Genomic DNA, 21,137 nt, shown 5'->3' with positions numbered 1-21,137 from the left:
GCGATGAGCAGCACAGGGGAGAACGGGGGCGCCGAGCCGGAGCAGCTGGCGTTCATCCGGGAGACGGTCAAGCGGGCCAAGCCCCGGTCGTGGCGCGGGGCCAAACGGGCCGAGCACCTGCCGGTGGCCCGGGTCGTGGTGGACAAGGGCGTGCTCACCATCGACAAGCTCTTCGACTACGAGGTGCCCGCCGCGATGGCGGAGGAGGCCCAGCCGGGCGTCCGGGTGCGGGTGCGTTTCGGAGCGCGGGTGGTCAAGGGCCAGCGCGAGGGGGGGGAACTGCACGACGGGTTCATCGTCGCCCGGCTGGAGAAGAGCGATTTCGCCGGCCCGCTCGCCCCGCTCGCCCAGGTGCTCTCGCCCGAACCCGTGCTCAGCCCGCAGCTGCTGCGGCTCTGCCGCACCGTCGCCGACCGGTACGCCGGGACGCTGGCCGACGTGCTCCAGCTCGCCGTGCCGCCCCGGCACGCCAAGGCCGAGGCCGAGCCCTCCCCGGCGCCGCTGCCGCGCCCCCAGGCCCCGGCGCCCGGGGGCTGGCAGCGCTACCCGGCCGGGCCGGACTTCCTCACCGCGCTGGCCGACGGCGGCTCGCCGCGGGCGGTGTGGGCGGCGCTCCCGGGGCCCGGCTGGCCGTACGAGATCGCCCGGGCGGTCGCGGCGACGCTGGCCGGCGGGCGCGGCGCCCTGGTCGTGCTGCCGGACCGCCGCTCGGTCGCCCGGGTCGACCGGGCGCTGACCGAGCTGCTCGGCCCCGGGATGCACATGGCACTGGAGGCGGACCTCGGCCCGCGCGAGCGCTACCGGCGCTGGCTGGCGGTCAGCCGCGGCTCGGTGCACGCCGCGATCGGGACCAGGGCCGCCATGTTCGCGCCCGTCCGCGACCTCGGCCTCGTCGTGGTCTGGTCCGACGGGGACGGCAGCCACAGCGACCCGCGCGCCCCCCACCCGCACGTGCGCGAGGTGGCGCTGCTGCGCGCCGCCGAGGAGGGCGCGGCCGTGCTGCTCGGCGGGCACACGGTGACCGTGGAGGGCGCCCAGCTGGTCGCCACCGGCTGGGCCCGGCCGCTGGTCGCCGACCGGGAGACGGTGCGGCAGGTCGCGCCCCGGGTGCGGACCGTCACCGACCAGGACCAGCACCGGGACGCCGCCGCCCAGGCCGCCCGGCTGCCCTCGGTCGGCTGGGAGGCCGCCCGGGAGTCGCTGGCGGCCGGGCACCCGGTGCTCATCCAGGTGCCCCGGCGCGGCTACGTGCCCCGGCTCGCCTGCGGCCGCTGCCGCACGCCCGCCCGCTGCCGGCGCTGCGAAGGGCCCCTGGAGGCGCCCTCGGCCGACGCCCCGCTCAGCTGCGGCTGGTGCGGGGAGGCGGAGAACGACTGGCACTGCCCCGAGTGCGGCTCCTTCCGGCTGCGGGCCCAGGTGGTCGGCGCCCGGCGCACCGCGGAGGAACTGGGCAAGGCGTTCCCGCGGATCCCGGTCCGGACCTCGGGGCGGGACGCGGTGCTGGACACCGTGCCGGACGAGCCCTCGCTGGTGATCTCCACCCCGGGCGCGGAGCCGGTGGTCGAGGGCGGCTCCGGGTACGGGGCGGTGCTGCTGCTGGACGGCTGGGCCCTGCTCGGCCGGCCCGACCTGCGGGCGGGGGAGGAGACCCTGCGGCTCTGGCTGGCCGCCGCCGCCCTGGCCCGGCCCGCCGGGGAGGGCGGGACGGTCGTCGTGGTCGCCGAGCCCTCGGCCCGGCCGGTGCAGGCCCTGGTCCGCTGGGACCCGCTGGGGCACGCCGGGCTGGAACGGGACGAACGGGCGCAGCTGCACTTCCCGCCGGTGTCGCGGATGGCCGCCGTCAGCGGGAGCCCGGCGGCCGTCGCCGACCTGCTGAACCTGATCCGGCTGCCGGAGGGCGCGGACGTGCTCGGCCCGGTGCCGGTGCCCGCGCTGCGCGGGGAGGAGCAGGAGCGGGCGCTGCTGCGGGTGGCGCCCGGGCAGGGGGCCGCGCTGGCGGCGGCGCTCAAGGCGGCGCAGATCGCGCGGATCGCGCTGCGGACGCCGGAGCCGGTGCGGGTGCGGGTGGATCCGACGGACATCGGGTAGCGGTGGGGGTGGCTGGGGGCTGCTGACCGGTGGTGGCCGGCGGGGGTGACGGACCTGCGGGGGCGGGGTGAGTGGGCCACCCCGCCCCGGGGCGGCCCGGTCGGCGGCGCGGGTGGTCAGCCGCGGAGGGGGATGCCGGTCGGCGGGCGCTCGGCGGGCGTGCGGTCGCGGTCGACGGGGGTGCGGTCGAGCGGCGTCCGGTCGACGGGGGCGCCGACGGGGGTGCGGTCGAGGGGCGTCCGGTCGACGGGGGTGCCGACGTGGGTGCGGTCCATCGGGGTGCGGTCCAGGGTGTTGCGCTCCAGGCTGGAGCGGTCCAGGCCGCCCTGGCGGGCCGCCGGGACGGTGGCGGCCAGGCCGCCGCTGCGCTCGGCGGGGACGGGCAGCTCCTCGGAGCGGTCCGGGCGGGCGGGGCCGGGGACGGCGCCGCTGGCGGCGAGGAGTTCGCTGGTCGGGCGGCGCATCCCGTAACGGCGGTGGACCGCCTGCTTGGTGACCCCGAGGGCGGAGCCCACCGAGTCCCAGGAGAAGCCCAGCGCCCGGTCGAACTCGACCGCCGCCGCCACCAGGGTCTCCACGCTCTCCCGCAGCTCCTGCGCCAGGCGCACGGTCGGCGCGGGCGCCCGCCCGTACACCACGAAGCCGGCCGAGGTGCTCGGCCGGCGGGGTCGGTAGACGTTGCCCAGCTGGGCGGTGAGCGTCCGCAGCGCGTCGACCTGGCGCCTCACCCGCTCGATGTCCCGCACCAGCAGGTGCAGGCTCGCCCGCGCCCGGGCGTCGTGGTTGATCTGCTCGGCCATGGCCTACGTGCCACCTTCCGTACGGTTCAGCTCGGCCGGAGCGCGGTGTCCCGTGCGCCCGGCCCCGGTCAATCTCTCTTGACCAACGCCGAAGCGGGGGCCGGGGTAACGCGGCTCGGCAGACTCGGGATATGCCAGAAGCCGGTGCGGGCGTCCGAGGACGGCCCGTCGGAGCGCCCGGGCGGGTTGCATAGACTTGGCGGGAACCAGCCGTTGCCCGCAGCCCGAGCCCAGTCCGGACAGGAGCCCGTACCCCGTGGCGATCCAGCCGATCCGTCTCTTCGGAGACCCCGTCCTGCGGGCCAGCGCCCAGCCGGTGACCACCTTCGACAAGGAACTGCGCAGGCTGGTCGCCGACCTCACCGACACCATGCTCGACGCCCCCGGCGCCGGCCTCGCCGCGCCCCAACTCGGCGTCTCGCTGCGGGTGTTCACCTACCACGTGGACGGCGTCACCGGGCACCTGATCAACCCGGACCTGTCGCTCAGCGAGGACGAGCAGGAGGGCCCGGAGGGCTGCCTCTCGCTGCCCGGACTGCGCTACGACACCAAGCGCGCGTACGGCGTGGTGGCCAAGGGCTTCAACATGTACGGGGACCCGGTCACGCTGGAGGGCACCCAGCTGCTCGCCCGGTGCATCCAGCACGAGACCGACCACCTGGACGGCATCATCTTCATCGACCGGCTCGACCGGGAGCAGCGCAAGGCCGCGTTGAAGGCCATCCGGGAGGCCGACTGGGGCACCGGGCCGGCGCCCGTCGTCAAGGTCTCGCCGCACAGCACCTTCGGCTCCGCACGCTGAGTTCGTTCCTCGATTCCCGTATGCAGAAAGGCACTTGATGCGTCTCGTCTTCGCCGGCACCCCCGAGGTCGCCGTTCCCGCCCTCGACGCGCTGATCGCCTCCGACCGGCACGAGGTCGTCGCGGTGGTCACCCGCCCCGACGCCCCCGCCGGGCGCGGGCGCAAGCTGGTCGCCAGCCCCGTCGCCCAGCGCGCCGAGGAGGCCGGGATCGAGGTCCTCAAGCCGGCGAAGCCCAGCGACCCGGACTTCGTCGCCCGGCTCACCGAACTCGCCCCCGACTGCTGCCCGGTGGTCGCCTACGGCGCGCTGCTGCGCCCCGGCACCCTGGAGATCCCGAAGCACGGCTGGGTCAACCTGCACTTCTCGCTGCTGCCCGCCTGGCGCGGCGCGGCCCCCGTCCAGCACTCGGTGCTGGCCGGAGACGAGGTGACCGGCGCCTCCACCTTCCTGATCGAGCAGGGCCTGGACTCCGGCCCGGTCTACGGGGTGATCACCGAGGAGGTCCGCCCGAGCGACACCAGCGGCGACCTGCTCACCCGGCTCTCGTTCTCCGGCGCCCGGCTGCTCGCGGCCACCATGGACGGCATCGAGGACGGCTCGCTGCACGCCGTGCCGCAGCCCGCCGAGGGCGTCACCCTCGCGCCGAAGATCGCCGTCGAGGACGCCCGGATCGACTGGACCCACCCCGCGCTGCGGATCGACCGGGTGGTGCGCGGCTGCGCGCCCGCGCCGGGTGCGTGGACGGAGTTCCGGGGCGAGCGGCTCAAGGTCACCGGGCCGGTCAAGCTGCTGCCGGAGTCGGCCGAGCTGGCAGCGGGCGAGGTCGCGATGGTCGGCAAGAACAGCGTGCGGGTCGGCACCGGCTCCCACGACCTGGAGCTGGGGGAGGTGCGTCCGCAGGGGAAGAAGGAGATGCGGGCCGCCGACTGGGCGCGCGGGGCGCGGCTGGAGGCCGGGGAGCGGTTCGGAGGCTGAGCCTCCGGTTTGGCGTTACTGTTCGTTTGATCCGTACGATCCGCATGTTTCGTACGAAAAATAGCCACCGCAGCACTTTGAGGTATCTGTGAGCACGCCCCCGAACACCCCCGCAGGCGCCAAGCGCGCCCCCCGTCCGCACCGGCGGCCCAAGAAGGACCCGGCCCGGATCGTCGCGTTCCGCGCGCTGCGCGCCGTCGACGAGCGTGACGCGTACGCCAACCTGATCCTGCCCTCCCTGCTCCGCGAGGCCGAGCAGAAGGGCATGGACCGGCGCGACGCCGCCCTCGCCACCGAACTCGTCTACGGCACCCTGCGGCTCCAGGGCACCTACGACGCGGTCATCGCCGCCTGCATCGACCGGCCGCTGAGCAAGGTCGACCCGCCGGTGCTGGACGTGCTCTCGCTCGGCGCCCACCAGCTGCTCACCACCCGCATCCCCAGCCACGCGGCCGTCTCGGCGACCGTCGAGCTGGCCCGGGTGGTGCTCGGCGACGGCAAGGCCAAGTTCGTCAACGCCGTGCTGCGCCGGATCAGCGCCCACGACCTGGACGCCTGGATCGAGCGGGTCGCCCCGCCGTACGACAAGGACGCCGAGGACCACCTGGCGGTCGTGCACTCGCACCCGCGCTGGGTGGTCTCCGCCCTCTGGGACTCGCTCGGCCGCTGGCAGCCGGACGCCTCCGGGCGCACCGCGATCGAGGAACTGCTGCGGGCCGACAACGCCCGGCCCGAGGTCACCCTGGTCGCCCGGCCCGGCCGGGCCACCGTCGGCGAGCTGGCCGAGGTGCTGCCCGAGGCCGAGCCCGGACGCTGGTCCCCGTTCGCGCTGCGGCTCGCCGAGGGCGGCGACCCCGGTGCGCTGACCGCCGTCCAGGAGAACCGGGCCGGCGTCCAGGACGAGGGCAGCCAGCTGGTCGCCCTGGCGCTCGCGAGCGCGCCGCTGGACGGCCCGGACCGGCTCTGGCTGGACGGCTGCGCCGGCCCGGGCGGCAAGGCCGCCCTGCTCGCCGCCCTGGCCGCGGAGCGCGGCGCGGGACTGGTCGCCAGCGAGAAGCAGCCGCACCGGGCCCGGCTGGTGGCGCGGGCGCTGGAGGGCAACCCCGGCCCGTACACGGTGATCGCGGCCGACGGGACGCGCCCGGCCTGGCGCTCCGGCGGCTTCGACCGGGTGCTGGTCGACGTCCCCTGCTCCGGCCTGGGCGCGCTGCGGCGCCGCCCGGAGGCGCGCTGGCGGCGCCGGCCGGCCGATGTCGCGGCCTTCGGCCCGCTCCAGCGGGACCTGCTGCGCTCGGCGATCGAGGCCACCCGGATCGGCGGCGTGGTCGGCTACGCGACCTGCTCGCCGCACCTCGCGGAGACCCGGGCGGTGGTCGACGACGTGCTGCGCGAGCAGGGCGGCCGGGTCGAGTGGATCGACGCCCGGCCGCTGCTGCCCGGCGTTCCCGCGCTCGGCGACGGGCCGGACGTGCAGCTGTGGCCGCACCTGCACGGGACGGACGCGATGTACCTGGCGCTGCTGCGGCGGACGGCCTGAGCCACTGGTCGCCCGGGCGGCCTTGGGGGCCCGGGTCGCCCGGGTCGCCTGGGCTGCTGGGGTTGCCGGGGCCTGGGCTGCCGGGGTTGCACCTCCTGTAGGGGGAGGCGGCAGGGTGGTGGGCATGAACGGCGATGCGCTCCCCACCCTCCTCACCATCGGTGAACTGGCCCGGCGGACCGGGCTGACGGTGAAGACCGTCCGGTTCTACTCGGACCAGGGGATCGTGTCGCCGGCCGACCGCAACCCGGCCGGCCACCGGCGGGTCTGCGGTGCCCGGCGCGGAGGGGTGCTGGGGTGGGGTGGCCGAGTCGCTGACGCCCCGGCTGCCGGAGCGGCCGTCGGACGAACAGGTCGAGGCCTGGGTGGAGTTGGCGCTGCTGGCCGGGGACGACGGGTTCCGGGAGCTGTTGCGCGGACTGGCGGAGGACGAGGCGGCGGAGGGTGCGACCGGTGCACCGCCCCGGCCTGGACTGGCCGTGCTGGTGCGGAGGGCGGTCGGCCCGGCGGTGGCGGCGGGGGTGGAGCCGGGATCGGCGGAGGCGGCGCGGGTGGTCGCGGTCCTGCTGGAGCGGTACGCGGAGTTGGTGGGCAGGGCCGGGGCGGGGGAGCAGCTGCGGGCCCGGCTGCCGGAGCGGCTGGTGGAGTGCCTGGTGGACCGGCTGGTGGACCGGCTGGTGGGGCGACTGCGGGCGATGGCGGACCCCCGGCGGGAGCGGTACCTGGAGTTGCTGGCGGTCGTCAACGGGTGGGTGGCGCCGGAGAGTTCGGGTGAGGTGCTGGACTGGGCGGTGCGGGCCGTGCAGGCGGCGCGGGCAGCGCAGGCGGTACGGGCCGTACGGGTGGGCGGGGTTACGGCTGGAGGGGTGGCGGGGCCGGGCAGTTGGTGAGGAAGGCATGGGCCTGGGCGCGGAGGTGGTCGACCGGGGGGTCCTCGCAGATCACCTCCAGGCCGAGCGCGGCGAACTCGCGCAGGTGGTGGGAGGACTGGTAGGCGAGGTACGGGCGGTGGCCGTCGTCGGGGTCCAGTCCGACGGCGAGGGTCGCGAAGAGGGTGCGCTCCCGCTCGGTGTGGGCGAAGTCCGTCCGGGAGAGCGTCCATTCGAACTCGTACGGCTCGGGCTCGGCGGGCAGGTCGAGGAGGGTCTGGGCGAGCCGGCGGACCTCGTCCGGGTCGGCGAAGGGGAGTGACTCCGAACCGAACGGAGCGGACGCGAACAGCTCCCACGCCGGTCCGTTGCGACGGACGGTCAGTTCCCACGCGCCGTCCTGGTCGTGCCAGTGGCAGCTGAGGATCGAGTCCATGGTGGTCAACCTCCCTGTGGAGCCGGGCCGTTACGTTACGTTCTCCTCATCGTGGCACACCGGTCCGACGGGGGCGCCTGGCGTGGGCCGCTCGCGGGCGGTCCGCCAGGCCTGCTGGAGGGCGTCGTAGCCGAGCACGGTGATCGCGTGCTCGGCGAGCAGGCGGCGGGCCTCGGGGGAGACCAGGAACTCGTAGTCACTGCGGCGCACGGGCCGGCCTTCGTCGGGGCCGGTGGCGAGGCCCGGGTGGACGGCCCACTCGGTCAGGCCCGGCGGGAGGGCCGCGAGCAGGCGGGCGTAGTGGGCGGGCTTGTCCTCTACCGGTACGGCGAAGCTGTCGAGGAAGCCGTGGTCGACCACCGGCAGCCCGCGCTGGCGCAGCCGGTCCAGGGCGGGCGGCAGCCAGACCCGCACCGCCAGGTCGTACTCGGCGCCCAGGGCGAGGGCGAGGTCGAGGACGTCCTCGCGGCCGCCGTCGGCCAGGCAGTGGAAGTCCAGGTGGGTCGGGCTGAGGCCGCTCGCCCCGACGGCGTCGATCTGGGCGCGGAACTCGCGCTCCACGTCGTCGATCCGGGCGTTCGCGGTGAGCGCGGTCCGGCCGGCCGGGGTGGGGGCGTGGAACCCGCCGTCCGGCGCGAGGAGGGAGGGCACCCGGTCGCGGGCGGTGAGCGGGCCCCAGCGCAGGTGCGGTGCCTCGCAGACCAGGGTGAGGTGGACGCCGAAGGGGATCTCCGGGTGGCGGCGCAGGAGGCGGAGCGCGTGCGGGGCGGCGTGACAGGGGGTCATCAGGCTGGCGGAGGCGGCGATGCCCTGGCGGACCGCCTCGATCACGGCGAGGTTGACGGACTCGTCCAGGCCGAGGTCGTCGCAGTTGAGCAGCAGGAGGCGGGCCTCGGGAGGATGGCCGAGGAGGTGGTTGGCGCGCGGACCGTCCGGGGCGGGGACTGCGGTGGGCATGGGGGCAGTCTTCACCGGGAGGGGTGGTCGGCGCGCGGGGATTTCCGCTCGGTCGGGCTCAGTCTGTGGTGGGGGTGGGGTGCCACGGGCGGTCGGGGCGGGTCTGGACGGGGGCGGAGGTGAGGCGCAGGGCGTACACGTCGTGGTCCGGCGCCGGGGAGGGGACCGGGCCGAGGTACTCATGGCCGGTCAGGTGGCACCAGGCGGGCAGGTCGAGCGGGGCGGCCGGATCGGTCGTCAGGATGTGGACCACGGCCCCGGCCGGGAGGTGGGCGATCTGCTTGCGCAGGCGGAGCAGGAGTTGGACGCAGAGCAGGCCGGTGCCGTCGACGGTGAGCTCGGGAGCCGTACCGTCGGCGGCGGGGCGAACAGCGTCGTCGGGGGTGGTCATCGGGGGGTCTCCTGGGTGATGCGCCGGAGGTGGCGGGGCAGGTCGCCCTCCTCGAAGGCGTGGACCTCGGCGAGGGCGGGCTCCCGGCGCGGCGCCGCGCCGGGCGGCGGGCCGGGAGTGCGGGTCATGGTGGTGCCCTTCGCGGAGGTGAGGCGTGGTGCGGGTAGGGCTGGTGGTGCTGTTGGTGGCCATGGTGCCGGTGTTTCGGGTCCAGCCTAGGGCTTCGGGATGTGGCGGTGTTCGGGGGCGGTGCCGCCGAGGCGGGTGAGCAGGGCGGAGAGCCGGGTGAGGTCCTCGCCGCTCCACTGGTCGGCGGCGAAGTGCTCGGTGGCGACCTGGCGGGCGGTGTACAGCATCTCGGCGAGCCGCTCGCGACCGGTCGGGGTGAGGGCGGCGTACGCGACCCGGGCGTCGCGGGCGGCGGCCTCGCGGGTCACCAGGCCGATCCGCTCCAGCGGGGCGAGGCCGCGGGTGACGCCGGAGGCGGTGAGGCCGAGGGCCTCGGCGAGGTCGACCCGGCGCATCCGGCCGCCGGGGGCCTGGGCGAGGTGCAGCAGCAGGGTGAAGTCGGACAGGCTCACGCCGTGCAGGCCGCTGAGGCTCGCGTCGAAGCGCTTGACCACGGCGGTCTGGGCGCGGACCAGGCGTAGTGCGGTGTCGAGCGGGTCGGGGCGGGGGGTGGTGTCGGGGCTCGGGACGGGGTTGGTGCTGGGGCTGGGACGGGTGCTGGGGCCGGGGCTGGGGCTCGTGAGGTTTGTCATTGCCACCTCCTTGACTGCTCAAGTATATGCACGGGCGGAGCCGTCAAGGAGGTGGCAGAGGGAGGGGGTCGGTCAGCCGGTGGTGTTGGCGGCTCGGCGTTGGCGCTTGCCCAGTGGCGCCTGGGAGAGGTCCTCGGCCTGGGAGCGGAGGTTCTTGTAGCCGTAGCCGCGGTCCGTCAGCCAGGACTGCGCGACCTGTTCGGCCCGCTCGGTGGCCTCCAGGATGTCCTCCTCGGCCTCGCCCTCGTCCAGGAAGCGGAAGGTGAAGGCGGTGCGTGCGGCGAGGTCGTAGCTGAGGTGGCCCGCGCGGGTGAAGGCGGCGTGCAGCACGTCGTGCTCGGGGGCGGCGGCGAGGAGCTCGGCGCGCTGCTCGTCGCTGAGCCCGTCGAAGACGCCGCGCACCATGATGCGGAAGGTTCGGGTGGTCATGCCCCGACGATAGGCAGTGGAGGTGGCGGACCGCCAATGCGATTTCGCGGTCGAGGGGAAGGGGCGGGAGGGGCGGGGACGGGTCGGGTCACCGGTGGTCGGCCGGGGTGGGGAGGCCTGCCGTGAAGGACTCGACGGCGTCGGCGAGGGCGGCGGGCGCTTCCAGCGGGAGCAGGTGGCCGGCGTCCGGGACGACCGTGAGGCGGGCGGGCGGGAGGTGGGGGAGCAGATGGGTGCGGAGCAGGTCCGCCGGCTCGACCCGGTCGTGTCGGCCCGTCAGGACCAAGGTGGGTACCCGGATCCGGGCACTGGCGGCAGTGATGTCGGTGGCGAGGCCGTGCAGTGGCCACTCCTCGCGGGCCGGGACGTCGGCGGCCAGGCTGTCCTGGACGGCGGCGGCGCGGACCTCCGGTGGCAGCGGGGCGGCGGTCAGGATGTGGTCGAGGGCATGGCCCGCGGACTGCGGCGAGTCGTAGGCGTGGGCGAGCGCCTGCCGGTGGTCGAGGGTGGCGGTGGGGGCCGGCCGCGGTGGGGCGGGGGCGACCAGGACGAGCCCGGCCAGGCCCTCCGGCCGCCGCGCGGCGGCGAGTTGGCACACCTTGCCGCCCATGGAGTGGCCGACCAGGACGAAGTGGTCCAGGTCGAGCCGGCGGGTGACGGCGAGGAGGTCCTCGGCGAGCTGTTCCAGGTGGTACGGGCCGGGCAGCGCGCGGGACCGGCCCCAGCCGCGCTGGTCGTAGCGCACGGTGCTGCGCTCGGGTGGCAGGTGGCCGACGAACGCGTCCCAGGTGCGGGCCGAGCCGCCCCAGTAGTGGGCGAGGACCAGGGTGGGGCCGCCCCGCCCCTGGCACTGGGCCTGGAGGGTGCCGCCGTCGACGGGGACGGGGACGGGGACGGGGACGGGGATAGGGACGGGGGTGTGGGGAAGGGCAGAGGCAGGGGCGGGGCGGATGGTGGATTCCGGCAGCATGGTGGTCTCCTCGGGAGGGGTACTCCTCGGAGGCTACGGTCAGGAGTGGGCCTGAGGCCCGGTCGAAAGGTGCACGGTGATGGTGGAAAGCGGACACGTGCCCGGGATTCGGCAGGTGCGGTACAGCCCGGAGGCCGGGTCGGCGGGGTTCGGGGTGGAGGTGCTGAGCTTCGAGCGACTGCGCCGGATGGACCGGGCCCGGCGCCGGGAGCGGCCGCAGCGGCCGGACTTCCATGTGCTGGCGCTGGTGCGGTCGGGCCGCGGCCGGCAGGTGGCGGACTTCGTCGACCACCCGCTGGGGGAGCGGAGCGTGGTCTGGATCCGCCCGGGTGTGGTGCACCGGTGGGCGGAGGTCGACGGGGTGGACGGGCCGCTGGTGCTGTTCGAGCCGGAGGTCCTGGCGGGAGCGGTCGGGGTAGCCGAGGCAGCTGGGGTGGCCGGGGCTGCCGGGGTTGCCGCGTTCGGGGCGTCCTGCTGGCAGGTGGACCAGGAGGACTGGGGGTTGGTGCTGGCCGGGGTCGAGCACCTGGCGCGGGAGCACGCGGCTGCGGTGGCCCGGGAGGAGCCCTTCTCCAGGGCGTTGCTCGGGCACCTGCTGGCGGCGCTGCTGCTCCGGGCGGGCCCGCCCGAAGCGCTGCGGCCGTCGGCGGCGGCCGGCGACCGGGAGGTCTTCCGGCGGTACCGTGCGGCGGTCGAGGAGGGCTTCGCCCGGCGGCACCACGTCGCCGACTACGCCCGCGAACTCGGCTGCACCGTGCGGACCTTGACCCGGGCGAGCCGTGCGGCCAGTGGGCTCGGGGCGAAGCGCTTCCTGGACGAGCGCATCCTGCTGGAGGCCGAGCGGCTGTTGGCGCACACGGACCTGCCGCTGGCCCGGTGCGCGGAGCGGGTCGGCTTCGACGACGCCGCCAACTTCGCCGCCTTCTTCCGACGGCTCGCCGGGGAGTCGCCCGGCCGCTGGCGCGAGGCCGCGGCCGGGCGTTGAACCGGTGGGGGAGGTGTTGATGAAGGTCGCGTTGATGAAGGTCAGCGGGCGAAGGGGCCGAAGACGGTGGCGGCCAGGCGCAGGGCCTGGGGCGGCGTGCCACCGCTGGAGCCGACGGAGTAGACCAGGCGCTTGCGCAGGTCCGCGGTGGCGAACACGCCTCCGGAGTAGCCGAGATCGTGCCCGGTCTTTCCCCAGACCACGGTGCCGTCCGACAGTGGGAGGGACAGCAGCCCGGCGCTGTAGCAGGCCTTGCCCTTGTCCGGCCCCAACTGGCAGTCCCCGGTGCCGCGGTAGGGCAGCAGATGCCCGGAGGCGTCGTGCGGCAGGGCGAACAGGTCGTGCCGTTGCTGCGGGGGCAGGAGCTCGCCGTCGAACAGGGCGCGCAGGAAGCGGTCCAGGTCGGCCGGGGTGGAGACCATCGATTCGGAGTTGCCGCCCTGCTCGGAGACGTCCGTCGGGACGCCGGCGTTGCTGTCGAGGTATCCGGCCAGGTGCGGTTCGGGCATCTGCGGCGCGCCCCCGGTCAGTTCGGTGTGCCGCAGGTGGAGGGGTTCGAGGATGCGGGTGGTCACCTCCTGCTGGAGCGGGTGGCCCGTCACGCGTTCGATGAGCAGGCCGGCCAGGCGGTAGTTGAAGTTGTTGTACTCCTGCTCGGCGCCCGGCGTGGTCGGTACGGGCCAGGGCCGGTCGGTGGGCCGCAGGGTGCGCTGGACGACCTCGTCGAAGGTCTCGACCCCGAAGCGCTGGGCGATCAGGCCGTCGTTGTCGCCGTCCTTGACTCCGGCCGGGCCCTCCACGGCCTGTGGCAGCCCGCTGGTGTGGTCGAGGAGTTGGCGGACGGTGACCGCCGGGTAGACCGGGCTGCCGTTCGCCCCGTCGGGCAGCACCCCGGGCAGGTACTGCTGGACGGTGCCGTCCAGGTCGATCCGCTGCTCGGCGGCGAGCTGGAGCACCACGGCGGCGACGAAGGTCTTGTTGATACTGCCGATCCGGAAGGCGGCGTTCGGGGCGACCGGCTGCCCGCTCACTCGGTCGTCGGCCGTGCCGCGCCAGGTCCGACCGTCGACCGTCACCCGGGCGAGCGCACCCGCGGTGGGATCCCCTGGTCGGGTGGCTATGGCGGCGTTGAGGGCGGCTCGGTCGGGGCCGCCCCGGGGCGCGGTGTCGTCGGCCAGGGCGGCCGTTGGCGTGGCGGCGAGGAGCAGGCCGCCGAGGGCGAGGGCGGTGCGCTGGGCGATGGGCATGGGTTCTCCGGGGCTGGTGGGGCGGGCGGGTTCTGCGGTGGCAGCCTTGGAGGGGGACGCGGGGTGACGGTCGGTCAGTTCCTTTCGCCTCGGGGGCGTGCGGGCGGGTCCGGTACGCGCTGGTGCAGACGGCCGCCCAGGACAGCGGCCACCGGCACGGCAGCTGCTTCGGGCCGGGTCAGGGGCCGGACGGGGTGGGCAGTTCGACGGAGTGGACCGTGAAGCCGCCGCTGGTGACGGGGGCGAAGGGGGCCAGCGCCATGCAGGTGCCCACGACGGGCTGGTAGGGCTTGCCGTCCTTGTCCACGTCCACGTTGCCCACGCCCCAGGAGAAGCCGAGGCGGTCCCGCCCGTGGCCGGGGGCGTCGTAGATGCTCAGGCCTATTCGCTGCCCGACCGGCATGGCGTCGGACTTGGTGATCACGGCCGTCAGGGTGGCGACGGGGCCGCCGGTGGCGAGGCAGTCGACCGCGGCGTCGGCCTGGCGGACTTCGCCGGTCCCGACCACGCGGTGGGAGAAGTGGACGGTGCCCCGGGCGTCGGTGGGCAGACCGTGCGGGATGCCGGGGAGTGGGCGGCTGCCGGGGGCGGCCACGGCGTCGACCGTGAAGCGGATCTCGTCGTCCGGGCGGGGGGCGTAGTGGATCCGGCCGGATCCACTGACCCGGGCGGTGAGGGTGGCGGTGGGGTCGGTGGAAGGGGCGGTGGAGGGGGTCGCACCCGCCGGTGCCGGTGCGGTGAGCGCCACGAGGGCGAGCGCCGCGAGGGCGGCCCGGGCGGAGACCTTGCGGAAGGTACGGGCGAAGCGGAACACGGTGGAGACCCCCTTCTCCGGCGGCCCCGGTGGCCGCCGTCTCGGTGACTCCAAGACTGGCCGCCGGGACCCTCTCCCCACATGTGCCGATCGGCATAACCGATCCACCGGGTTCGGCGTCCGGCCCTGCCGATCGGCCGGGCCGGGCCGGGCCGGGCCGGGCCGGACGCCGGACGCCGGACGGCCTGGGAGCCCGCCCCCGGCTACGCCCGGGCCGGCAGCCGGGTGCAGACCGCACCCGTCGCCAGCGGCGCGGCCTCGGCGCCCAGCACCGTGAGGGCGAAGTCCGTGATCAGCGCATTGATGTCGGCGCTCTGCCGGACCAGGTAGTGGCTCCCGCCGGGCACCTCGTACCGCGCGAGGTCGGGCGCGACCTCCCGGGCGCGCAGCGCGTACTCCAGGGACTGGGCGGCGTTGGCCGCGCTGTGGTCGGCGGTGCCGTGCACGATCAGCACCCGTCGCCCGGCGAGCTGGTCGACCCGGTCGCCGGTGGGCAGCCAGGGGGCGAGCCCGGCCACCCCGACGACGTTCGGGTGCCCCGCGCACCAGAACGCGGCCCGCCCGCCGAGCGAGTTGCCGATGAGCAGCACCGGCACGCCCGGGTAGCGGCGGTCGAGTTCGTCGAGCGCCCAGCGGGTGTCGACCGCGGTGTCGGCGTCGGCGCCGTTCCAGCCGCTGTAGCGGTAGTGCAGCAGGTGCACCGCCAGCCCGTGTGGACGGCCGCGGTCGGTGAGTTCGGTGGCGAGACCCTGGAGGCCGAGTTCGGCGATCCGCAGTGGTCCGCGCTTGCTCCGGAGGAACCCGCCGGGCAGCAGCAGGGCGACGCCGGAGACCGGTCCGTCGCCCTCCCACGGGGTGAGCTGTGCGGTGTGCGGGCGCTGCGCTCGGAACACGCCGGTCCTTCCTGGTGGACGGTCGGGGGTGACGGTCGGGGGTGACGGTCTGGGGTGGTGGTGTCCGGATGGGGACAGCCGGATTCTACGGTTCCGGCGGCGGGTCGCGGTGCGTGAGGAGCGCCCGCGGGGTCCAGCCGCTCACCTGGGTACGGGCAGGACGGCGAGGGGCGGCGCCGACGGCGGGTCAGGCTCGGCCCTTGACCGACTCGTGTGGTGGAAGCGGGAGTTGGTCTACTCGCCGGGCCGCTCGCGGTCCGCCCCCGACCCGTTCCGCCCGGCCGCCCGGGAGCGGTTCCCGAGCAGCTCCTGCACGCTCGGGAGCCGCCGCCGCTGCTGTGCGGGCGGGGCGATCGGCTGCTGCCGGGGCTCCGGGGCCGGGCCGAGCCCGACCTTGGCCGCCGCGTCGGCCAGGAAGTCCGAGGCCTGCCGTCGGGCGTTGTCCACGCTGTGCCGAAGCTGCTCGGCGTCGCCGCGGAGCTTGTCGGCCTGGCGGCTCAGCAGGTCGTCGCGCTGCTCGGTCCCGCCGCGCTGCTCGCTCCCGCCGCGCTGCTGGAGGCCGGCCGCGGCCCGGGCGGCGGATTCGCGTTCGAGCTGCTCGCCGCGGGCCCGGGCGTCGGCGATGATCTGCTGCGCCGCGGATTCGGTGAGGGTCCGGATCTCGGCCATGTCCTGCTCGGCCTGGCGGCGGAGGAAGGCGGCCTCGGCCTCGAACTGCTCGCGGAGCCGGGCGACTTCCGTGCGGGCGCGGTCGAGCAGGGCGTCCGCCTCCTGGCGGCGGGCCAGGACGTACGGGTCCGGTTCGGCGGTGCGGGCGTCCAGGAGGGTGGGCCGGTGCCCTGCGGTCCGTGGCGGTTCGGCGATCCGGCGCAGGCGTTCGGCGACGCCGTCGGCCTCGGCCGGTCGGTGGGCCGGGTCCTTGGCGAGCAGGTCCAGCACCAGGGCGTCGAGTTCGGCCGGCAGTCCGGGCCGCAGGGCACCGGGGGCGGTCGGCGGGACCTCGCCGTGCATCCGGATCAGCTCGTACAGGGTGCCGCTGAACGGCGGGCGGCCGGTGAGGAGTTCGTGCAGCAGGCAGCCGAAGGCGTAGAGGTCGGAGCGGGCGTCGAGGGCGCGGTTCTCGAAGCGCTCGGGGGCCATGTAGGCGGGGGTGCCGACGATCACGTTGGTGCTGGTGACGCCGTCGTCGGCGGTGCCGGTGCGGGCGATGCCGAAGTCGACCACCTTGACCGCACCGGCGGACTGGACCATCACGTTGGCCGGTTTGACGTCCCGGTGGACGACCCCGGCCCGGTGCGCGGTGGCCAGTGCCCCGGCGATCTGGGCGGCCCAGTCGAGGGCCAGGGGCAGCGGTGGCGGCCCGGCGGCCAGGTGGCGGCTGAGCGGGGCGCCGTCGAGCAGCTCCATGACCAGGAAGAACACCGGGCGGTCGGCGGTGCGGTGCTGCCCGAAGTCGTGCACGGTGACGATGGACGGGTGGTTGAGCGCGCCGGCGGTGGCCACCTCCCGGGCGAACCGGGCGGCGTCCTTTCCGGAGCCGGCACCACCGGTGGCACCGGGGAGCAGCACCTTGACGGCGACGAGGCGTCGGATGCGCGCGTCGCGGGCCTTCCAGACCGCGCCGAAGGCGCCCTCGCCGATCTGCTCGACCAGTTCGTACCGCCCGTCGAGTACCTCGCCCGGCTGCATCCCCCGCCCCTTCCGCGCTCCGGCGCCCGTGCCCCGCTCCGGCGCCCGTGCCCCGGTCCGTTTCAACCTACCCCGGGGGCACGGGCGTTCGTCACCCGGCGCGGGCGGGCGTCAGCTCGTCCAGGACGGCGCCGAGCAGGCCGGGGAGGCGGGCGTCGAGCGCGTCGCGGCGGAGCGTGACCAGGCGGGCCTTGCCGCTGGTGCGGACGGTGACCAGGCCGGCCTCGCGCAGGATCCGCCAGTGGTTGGAGAGGGTCGACTTGGGGACGGTGAGCCCCTCGGGGCTGCAGGTGGTCTCGCCCTCCTCGGCGAGGCGGCGGACGAGTTCGAGCCGGACCGGGTCGCCGAGGGCGTGCAGGACGGTGGCGAGGTCGAAGTCCTCGGGGTGGGGCTGGGGCAGGGTCCGCATCTGGGTCCTCGGGTTCCTCGGGTTCCTCGGTGGCTCCGGCCGGCCCTGGCGGCGGGGCGGCGCGCTGTCTAGTATCTCAGTTCGACAGTTCGGGAAAGCCGAACTGATCTTGGTGGTCGAGTGGATCCTCCGGAGGTTGTGACGATGAAGGTGCTGGAGACTCTGGCCCGGGTCTACGTGGACGACCTGGAGGCCGCCCTGCCCACGCTGCGCGAACTCACCGGCGAGCGCGAGGGGTTGCGCTTCCCGTACGCCGGGGTGGAGGTCGCGCGGATCGGCGGTCTGCTGGTCGTCGCGGGCCCGGAGGAGGCGGTGGCGCGCTTCCGCAGGGTGCAGAGCACGCTGCTGGTCGACGACCTGGACGGCCTCGGGCCCCTGCTGGCCACCCTTGGGGGCGAACTGCTGGACGGCCCCAACGAGGTGCCGACCGGCCGCAACGCGACCGTCCGGCACCCGGGCGGGGCGGTGTTCGAGTACGTCGAGTTCGTGAAGGACCGGCCGGTCTTCGCGGACTGACGCGACGTCGGGGCCGGGGAAATTGCCGGTGCGGACGGGCGTTTCCGGGGGTAGGGTCCGCCGGTGACTGGTGATCGTGGGGGAATAGTGGAGGCCGGCACCACCGGGCCGGAGCCGGAGCCGGAGCCGGAGCCGGAGGCGGAACCCGGGCCGGAGGCAGGGTCTGAGGCAGGGCCTGCGGCGGAGGCAGAACCCGGCCCCGGCCCCGGAGCCGACGGCCGGGCGCCGCGGGTGGGCGTGCAGGTCGCCCTCGCGGTCGTCCTGGTGGGGGCGCTGTTCGCCGGCCTCTGGTACCTGACCGGGGACGGCCGGGGCTTCGGGCCGAGCAACACGCCGGCGAAGTGCAGTCCGGCGAAGCCGACGGACTCGGCCAGGTACCCGGCGCTGTGCGCCGCGCTCAACCGCCCCGACCTGCCGGTGCTGATGGGCGTGCCGAAGGAGCGGGTGCTGGTGGCGCAGGCCGGGATGACGCTGAGCGGCGGGTCGGCCCTGGACAAGGACGCCTACGGTGCGGCGGAGGTGCAGTTCGGCGAGCTCTACGTCCAGCTCGCCGACAGCGCGGACGTCGACGTGGACGACTACGCCCGGCTGTACCCGCCGGCGGACCCGCGCGCACCCGTCCTCGGGCACAAGGCGATGTTCTACCGCACCCCCACGATGACGTTCTCCTTCGCCCTCGGCGGCGGCAAGTCCACCGCGGGCACCGGCGCCCCCGCCCACGCGCTCGCCGTCGCGAAGAACCCGGACGGGACGGGCGGCAGCTTCGAGGTGAGTGCCTGGCGCAAGGACTCGCTGCCGATCGACGACGCCGCCCTCTACCGCCTCGCCGAGGCGGTGCTGCCGGGCCTCCCGGGCTGGGAGGCGGGCTGACCGGTCGTAAGCGCCGCAGGTGTGGGCGGCTGGTGGGGCGGTGGGGCGCGATTCGTCACGATCGCGCCGGTCAGGGCCTCCCATGTGCAGGGAAGGACGTGGTTTTCCCTGCTCTTTGTTCAGGATCTTGCCCCGTTCTGCGACGATCCGATGATCGACGTCCCACTGCGGGGGCGGCGCTTCGCAGGGGAGAGACGGGCATGGCCGAGCGGCCCGAGGACAGCGTCGTCCGGGCAAGGACGAGGTGGGCAGCCAGGTTCGCCGAGCACCGGGAGACCGGGGCGGTACTGACCGGCGGTGTGCTGGGGGCCATGTTCGCGAGCATGGGCCTGGCCGTGCTGTTCGGCCCCGCGAACGGGTTCGGCGGCGACAGCCTGGGCTACCTGGGCGCCGTCAGTATCCTCGGCCTGCTGCCCTGCGGCGCCGGCTTCGTCTGGGCGCTGATCCACCCCAGGCGCGGGCTGCCCGCGGCGGCGGTCGGCGCCGTGCTGGGGCTGGCGATCTTCCTCGGCTTCGCCGGGGACGGCCTCAACGACGCCTGGCGGGCCCCGGCGGACCGTCCGTCCACCGTCCGCGCGGTCGGCAGCTGGACCAGCGGCAGCCTGGTGGTGCGGGTCCGCCCCGACCAGGTGGTCGCCTACCGCAGCAGCGGGGGAGCGGTCGCCTGGCAGTGGACGCCGCCCGGCTCCGACTCCGTGTGCACGATGAGCCGGGGGATCGGCGCGGGCGGCATCGGCCTGGTCGGGCACTCCCCGCACGGCAAGCCCTGCGCGGCGGTCACCTCGCTGGACCTCGCGGACGGCAAGCAGGGCTGGACCGCCACCGTGGACGCACCCGCCCGGGACGGCGACACCGCGGACTCCGACCTCGTCGCGGTGGCGGGCGCCCAGGCCGTGCTGCAGGGCACCGACGGCTGGCGCGCCGTCCGGCTGACCGACGGCCGGGAGCTGTGGCGCAGCGCGCCCGACACCGGGTGCACCCCGGTCGAGGTCGCGGGCGCGGACCAGGACGTGGTGACGGCCGCGGAGTGCGGTGACGGGACGGCGGTCGTGCACACCCTGGCGTCCGGGGACGGGCAGGGGCGGACGCGGGCTGCCATGCCGGCCGAGGGCGGGCTCAAGAACTTCATGGTGGTCTCCGTCGACCCGCTCGTGGTCTGGGTCGACGCCCAGGCCGAGCGCGGCACCCACGCGGTGTTCAGCTTCGACCGGACGGGTCGCCAGCGGGCGTCGATCGCGGTCTCCGGCGGCGAGTACGACCTCGATGTGATGCTGGGCGGCGTCCACGCCTTCGACGAGTTCACCGCCCGGCCGCTGCTCGGCGCGGTGGTGGTCGGGGACCTGTTCATCGTGCCGGGGGAGCGGCAGGGCGACGTCAGCATCAGCGGCGGCCCGCACCCGAGCCGCACCGCCACCGGGCGGCTGGTCGCGTACTCCCTCGCGGACGGCACCAAGCAGTGGACGGCGGGCCTGGACGACCAGGTGACGGGCGTGCTGGTCGACGGGACGTCGGTGTGGGCGATGACCCGCGACCGGCTGGCCCGGATCGACGCGGCGACCGGCCGGCAGAGCCGCGAACTGGACGTCAACGACACCTCCTCGCTCTACCCGGTGGACCTCTCGGCGGCCGGCCGGGAGGAGTTCACGGTCGTCGCCGAGGACGGCACCAGGGACGAGCCGCCGGTCCGCGGCATGGGCTGAGAGGGCCGGACGCGACCCGAGGGCGCGGCTACTGTGCCGGTCATGTCTGATGATCTGCGGAACATCCGCCCGGGTGCTGAATCCTCCGTACCGTGGGGCGTCGAGCGGGCCACCGGCTCCCCGCCCGACCGCTCCGTGCGTCGTATCGCGACCGGCCACACCGAACCGCTGCTGGCGGTGGCGACGGCGGTGGTCGACGGCCGTCCCCTGGCGGTCACCGGCAGTTGCGACCGGACCGCGCGGGTCTGGGACCTGACCACCGGCCGGCAGATCTGCCCACCCCTCGCCGCCCACACCGGCGAGGTGTGCGCGGTGGCGACGGCGGTGGTCGACGGCCGCCCTGTGGCGGTCACCGGCAGTTGCGACCGGACCGCGCGGGTCTGGGACCTGACCACGTGCGAGCAGGTCGGCGAACCGCTCACCGGCCACGCGGCCGCGGTGGCGGCCGTGGCGACGGCGGTGGTCGACGGCCGCCCCGTCGCGGTCACCAGCGGCGGGGACGAGACGGTGCGGGTGTGGGACCTGACCACGTGCGAGCAGATCGGCGAGCCGCTCACCGGCCATGAGGAGGGGGTGCGGGCGGTGGCGACGGCGCTGCTCGACGGCCGCCCCGTGGCGGTCACCGGTGGTCACGACGGGACGGTGCGGGTGTGGGACCTGACCGCGTGCGAGCAGGTCGGCGAGCCGCTCACCGGCCACGACGGCTGGGTGCTGTCGGTGGTCACGACGACGATCGGAGGCCGCCCCCGCATCGTCAGCGGAGGCGAGGACTGGACGCTCCAGGTGTGGGATCCGGCGACGGTCAGGCGGGTCGGCGCGCCGGTGGTCGGCCATGCCGACAAGGTGCGGGCGATGGCGACCGCGGTGCTGGACAGCCGCCCCCATGTGATCTCCGGCAGCCAGGACGGGATGCTGCGCGTGTGGGACCTGGCCCCGAGCGGCCAGGTGGGTGAGCCGTAGCGGCCCGGCCCGTTGGTGAACGGGCCGGGCCGGGATGG

General features: G+C 75.5%; 22 protein-coding genes and 2 pseudogenes. 11 read left to right on the top strand and 13 right to left on the bottom strand.

All coding sequences use genetic code 11. The features are described from left to right. Positions 1-3 precede the first annotated feature (3 nt). Positions 4-2,088, top strand: coding sequence for a primosomal protein N' (locus ACFY2K_RS37255; RefSeq protein ID WP_380593315.1), 2,085 nt, complete (start codon positions 4-6; stop codon positions 2,086-2,088). Between the two features lie 448 nt (positions 2,089-2,536). Here ACFY2K_RS37255 and ACFY2K_RS37250 read toward each other — a convergent pair. Then, positions 2,537-2,888: pseudogene (locus ACFY2K_RS37250) on the bottom strand (hypothetical protein); the annotation flags it as partial. Positions 2,889-3,144: 256 nt separating this feature from the next. On the opposite strand from ACFY2K_RS37250, the gene def reads away from it, so the two are divergent. The 5 genes and pseudogenes from def (at position 3,145) to ACFY2K_RS37225 (ending at position 7,093) form a co-directional block, all read left to right on the top strand. Next, positions 3,145-3,690: a peptide deformylase gene (gene def, locus ACFY2K_RS37245; RefSeq protein ID WP_375889921.1), complete on the top strand. Its 546-nt coding sequence runs from the start codon at positions 3,145-3,147 to the stop codon at positions 3,688-3,690. Between the two features lie 37 nt (positions 3,691-3,727). Next, positions 3,728-4,666: a methionyl-tRNA formyltransferase gene (fmt, locus tag ACFY2K_RS37240; RefSeq protein ID WP_380524830.1), complete on the top strand. Its 939-nt coding sequence runs from the start codon at positions 3,728-3,730 to the stop codon at positions 4,664-4,666. A gap of 88 nt (positions 4,667-4,754) precedes the next feature. After that, positions 4,755-6,203 (top strand): RsmB/NOP family class I SAM-dependent RNA methyltransferase, encoded by a 1,449-nt coding sequence (locus ACFY2K_RS37235; protein ID WP_375889917.1) that lies wholly within the window; start codon positions 4,755-4,757, stop codon positions 6,201-6,203. A 124-nt stretch (positions 6,204-6,327) separates the two neighbouring features. Then, positions 6,328-6,417 (top strand): annotated as a pseudogene (locus ACFY2K_RS37230) (MerR family DNA-binding transcriptional regulator); the annotation flags it as partial. An 88-nt stretch (positions 6,418-6,505) separates the two neighbouring features. Next, a complete protein-coding gene (locus ACFY2K_RS37225) occupies positions 6,506-7,093 on the top strand; it encodes a hypothetical protein (protein ID WP_387717120.1) in 588 nt (195 codons plus the stop codon). Here the strand turns inward: ACFY2K_RS37225 and ACFY2K_RS37220 are convergent. The 7 genes from ACFY2K_RS37220 to ACFY2K_RS37190 all read right to left on the bottom strand — a co-directional run bounded on the left by ACFY2K_RS37220 (position 7,056) and on the right by ACFY2K_RS37190 (position 11,016). Next, on the bottom strand, positions 7,056-7,508 hold the full coding sequence (locus ACFY2K_RS37220; protein WP_375889914.1) for a hypothetical protein: 453 nt from the start codon (positions 7,506-7,508) through the stop codon (positions 7,056-7,058). The two genes, ACFY2K_RS37225 and ACFY2K_RS37220, sit on opposite strands and share 38 nt — an antisense overlap. A 30-nt stretch (positions 7,509-7,538) precedes the next feature. After that, positions 7,539-8,465 (bottom strand): polysaccharide deacetylase family protein, encoded by a 927-nt coding sequence (locus ACFY2K_RS37215; protein WP_387717117.1) that lies wholly within the window; start codon positions 8,463-8,465, stop codon positions 7,539-7,541. A gap of 58 nt (positions 8,466-8,523) precedes the next feature. Beyond that, positions 8,524-8,856, bottom strand: a complete 333-nt coding sequence (locus ACFY2K_RS37210; protein ID WP_380524835.1) for a sulfurtransferase TusA family protein — start codon at positions 8,854-8,856, stop codon at positions 8,524-8,526. Beyond that, the gene (locus ACFY2K_RS37205; protein ID WP_387717115.1) at positions 8,853-8,984 is read right to left on the bottom strand and encodes a hypothetical protein; all 132 of its coding nucleotides are present in this window, start codon (positions 8,982-8,984) and stop codon (positions 8,853-8,855) included. The genes ACFY2K_RS37210 and ACFY2K_RS37205 overlap by 4 nt, the downstream gene beginning before the upstream one ends. Before the next feature lie 87 nt (positions 8,985-9,071). Then, positions 9,072-9,617: a MarR family transcriptional regulator gene (locus ACFY2K_RS37200; protein WP_387717113.1), complete on the bottom strand. Its 546-nt coding sequence runs from the start codon at positions 9,615-9,617 to the stop codon at positions 9,072-9,074. Between the two features lie 72 nt (positions 9,618-9,689). Further along, a complete protein-coding gene (locus tag ACFY2K_RS37195; RefSeq protein WP_387717111.1) occupies positions 9,690-10,046 on the bottom strand; it encodes a DUF6204 family protein in 357 nt (118 codons plus the stop codon). Between the two features lie 88 nt (positions 10,047-10,134). Then, positions 10,135-11,016 carry an alpha/beta fold hydrolase gene (locus tag ACFY2K_RS37190; protein ID WP_387717109.1) on the bottom strand — a complete coding sequence of 294 codons (882 nt, stop codon included), beginning with the start codon at positions 11,014-11,016 and terminating at the stop codon, positions 10,135-10,137. Between the two features lie 115 nt (positions 11,017-11,131). On the opposite strand from ACFY2K_RS37190, the gene ACFY2K_RS37185 reads away from it, so the two are divergent. Beyond that, entirely contained in the window at positions 11,132-12,001 is an 870-nt protein-coding gene (locus ACFY2K_RS37185; protein WP_387717107.1) for a helix-turn-helix domain-containing protein, read from the top strand. A 41-nt stretch (positions 12,002-12,042) separates the two neighbouring features. On the opposite strand, the gene ACFY2K_RS37180 is transcribed toward ACFY2K_RS37185, so the two are convergent. The 5 genes from ACFY2K_RS37180 to ACFY2K_RS37160 form a co-directional block, all read right to left on the bottom strand. Next, complete coding sequence (locus tag ACFY2K_RS37180; protein WP_387717105.1) at positions 12,043-13,248, bottom strand: serine hydrolase domain-containing protein; 1,206 nt, start codon at positions 13,246-13,248, stop codon at positions 12,043-12,045. Between the two features lie 178 nt (positions 13,249-13,426). Next, positions 13,427-14,062 carry a hypothetical protein gene (locus ACFY2K_RS37175; protein WP_380643007.1) on the bottom strand — a complete coding sequence of 212 codons (636 nt, stop codon included), beginning with the start codon at positions 14,060-14,062 and terminating at the stop codon, positions 13,427-13,429. Between the two features lie 203 nt (positions 14,063-14,265). Next, positions 14,266-14,955 carry an alpha/beta hydrolase gene (locus ACFY2K_RS37170; protein ID WP_380524842.1) on the bottom strand — a complete coding sequence of 230 codons (690 nt, stop codon included), beginning with the start codon at positions 14,953-14,955 and terminating at the stop codon, positions 14,266-14,268. Positions 14,956-15,189: 234 nt separating this feature from the next. Then, positions 15,190-16,644, bottom strand: a complete 1,455-nt coding sequence (locus ACFY2K_RS37165) for a protein kinase (protein WP_387717102.1) — start codon at positions 16,642-16,644, stop codon at positions 15,190-15,192. A gap of 91 nt (positions 16,645-16,735) precedes the next feature. Beyond that, positions 16,736-17,053, bottom strand: coding sequence for an ArsR/SmtB family transcription factor (locus ACFY2K_RS37160; protein WP_375889894.1), 318 nt, complete (start codon positions 17,051-17,053; stop codon positions 16,736-16,738). 144 nt (positions 17,054-17,197) lie between these two features. Between ACFY2K_RS37160 and ACFY2K_RS37155 the strand changes: the two genes are divergently transcribed. From ACFY2K_RS37155 to ACFY2K_RS37140, 4 genes are all read left to right on the top strand, one after another. Next, a complete protein-coding gene (locus ACFY2K_RS37155; RefSeq protein WP_380593305.1) occupies positions 17,198-17,569 on the top strand; it encodes a hypothetical protein in 372 nt (123 codons plus the stop codon). 231 nt (positions 17,570-17,800) lie between these two features. Further along, positions 17,801-18,439, top strand: a complete 639-nt coding sequence (locus ACFY2K_RS37150; RefSeq protein ID WP_387717099.1) for a DUF6215 domain-containing protein — start codon at positions 17,801-17,803, stop codon at positions 18,437-18,439. A gap of 200 nt (positions 18,440-18,639) precedes the next feature. Continuing rightward, positions 18,640-20,139 carry a PQQ-binding-like beta-propeller repeat protein gene (locus tag ACFY2K_RS37145; RefSeq protein ID WP_387717098.1) on the top strand — a complete coding sequence of 500 codons (1,500 nt, stop codon included), beginning with the start codon at positions 18,640-18,642 and terminating at the stop codon, positions 20,137-20,139. A gap of 42 nt (positions 20,140-20,181) precedes the next feature. Continuing rightward, positions 20,182-21,099, top strand: a complete 918-nt coding sequence (locus ACFY2K_RS37140) for a WD40 repeat domain-containing protein (protein WP_387717096.1) — start codon at positions 20,182-20,184, stop codon at positions 21,097-21,099. Positions 21,100-21,137: the final 38 nt, after the last annotated feature.

The sequence above is a fragment of the Kitasatospora sp. NPDC001309 genome (assembly GCF_042896295.1).
Classification (GTDB): domain Bacteria; phylum Actinomycetota; class Actinomycetes; order Streptomycetales; family Streptomycetaceae; genus Kitasatospora.
Note: the sequence above shows the minus strand (reverse complement) of the source record. Positions and strands in the feature narration are given on the sequence as shown.

Excerpts from the sequence above, each read along its gene's own strand:
- ACFY2K_RS37255 (WP_380593315.1), top strand. The coding sequence starts at position 4 with ATGAGCAGCACAGGGGAGAACGGGGGCGCCGAGCCGGAGCAGCTGGCG.
- fmt (WP_380524830.1), top strand. The coding sequence starts at position 3,728 with ATGCGTCTCGTCTTCGCCGGCACCCCCGAGGTCGCCGTTCCCGCCCTC.
- ACFY2K_RS37220 (WP_375889914.1), bottom strand. The coding sequence starts at position 7,508 with ATGGACTCGATCCTCAGCTGCCACTGGCACGACCAGGACGGCGCGTGG.
- ACFY2K_RS37215 (WP_387717117.1), bottom strand. The coding sequence starts at position 8,465 with ATGCCCACCGCAGTCCCCGCCCCGGACGGTCCGCGCGCCAACCACCTC.
- ACFY2K_RS37210 (WP_380524835.1), bottom strand. The coding sequence starts at position 8,856 with ATGACCACCCCCGACGACGCTGTTCGCCCCGCCGCCGACGGTACGGCT.
- ACFY2K_RS37205 (WP_387717115.1), bottom strand. The coding sequence starts at position 8,984 with ATGACCCGCACTCCCGGCCCGCCGCCCGGCGCGGCGCCGCGCCGGGAG.
- ACFY2K_RS37200 (WP_387717113.1), bottom strand. The coding sequence starts at position 9,617 with ATGACAAACCTCACGAGCCCCAGCCCCGGCCCCAGCACCCGTCCCAGC.
- ACFY2K_RS37195 (WP_387717111.1), bottom strand. The coding sequence starts at position 10,046 with ATGACCACCCGAACCTTCCGCATCATGGTGCGCGGCGTCTTCGACGGG.
- ACFY2K_RS37190 (WP_387717109.1), bottom strand. The coding sequence starts at position 11,016 with ATGCTGCCGGAATCCACCATCCGCCCCGCCCCTGCCTCTGCCCTTCCC.
- ACFY2K_RS37180 (WP_387717105.1), bottom strand. The coding sequence starts at position 13,248 with ATGCCCATCGCCCAGCGCACCGCCCTCGCCCTCGGCGGCCTGCTCCTC.
- ACFY2K_RS37165 (WP_387717102.1), bottom strand. The coding sequence starts at position 16,644 with ATGCAGCCGGGCGAGGTACTCGACGGGCGGTACGAACTGGTCGAGCAG.
- ACFY2K_RS37160 (WP_375889894.1), bottom strand. The coding sequence starts at position 17,053 with ATGCGGACCCTGCCCCAGCCCCACCCCGAGGACTTCGACCTCGCCACC.
- ACFY2K_RS37155 (WP_380593305.1), top strand. The coding sequence starts at position 17,198 with ATGAAGGTGCTGGAGACTCTGGCCCGGGTCTACGTGGACGACCTGGAG.
- ACFY2K_RS37145 (WP_387717098.1), top strand. The coding sequence starts at position 18,640 with ATGGCCGAGCGGCCCGAGGACAGCGTCGTCCGGGCAAGGACGAGGTGG.
- ACFY2K_RS37140 (WP_387717096.1), top strand. The coding sequence starts at position 20,182 with ATGTCTGATGATCTGCGGAACATCCGCCCGGGTGCTGAATCCTCCGTA.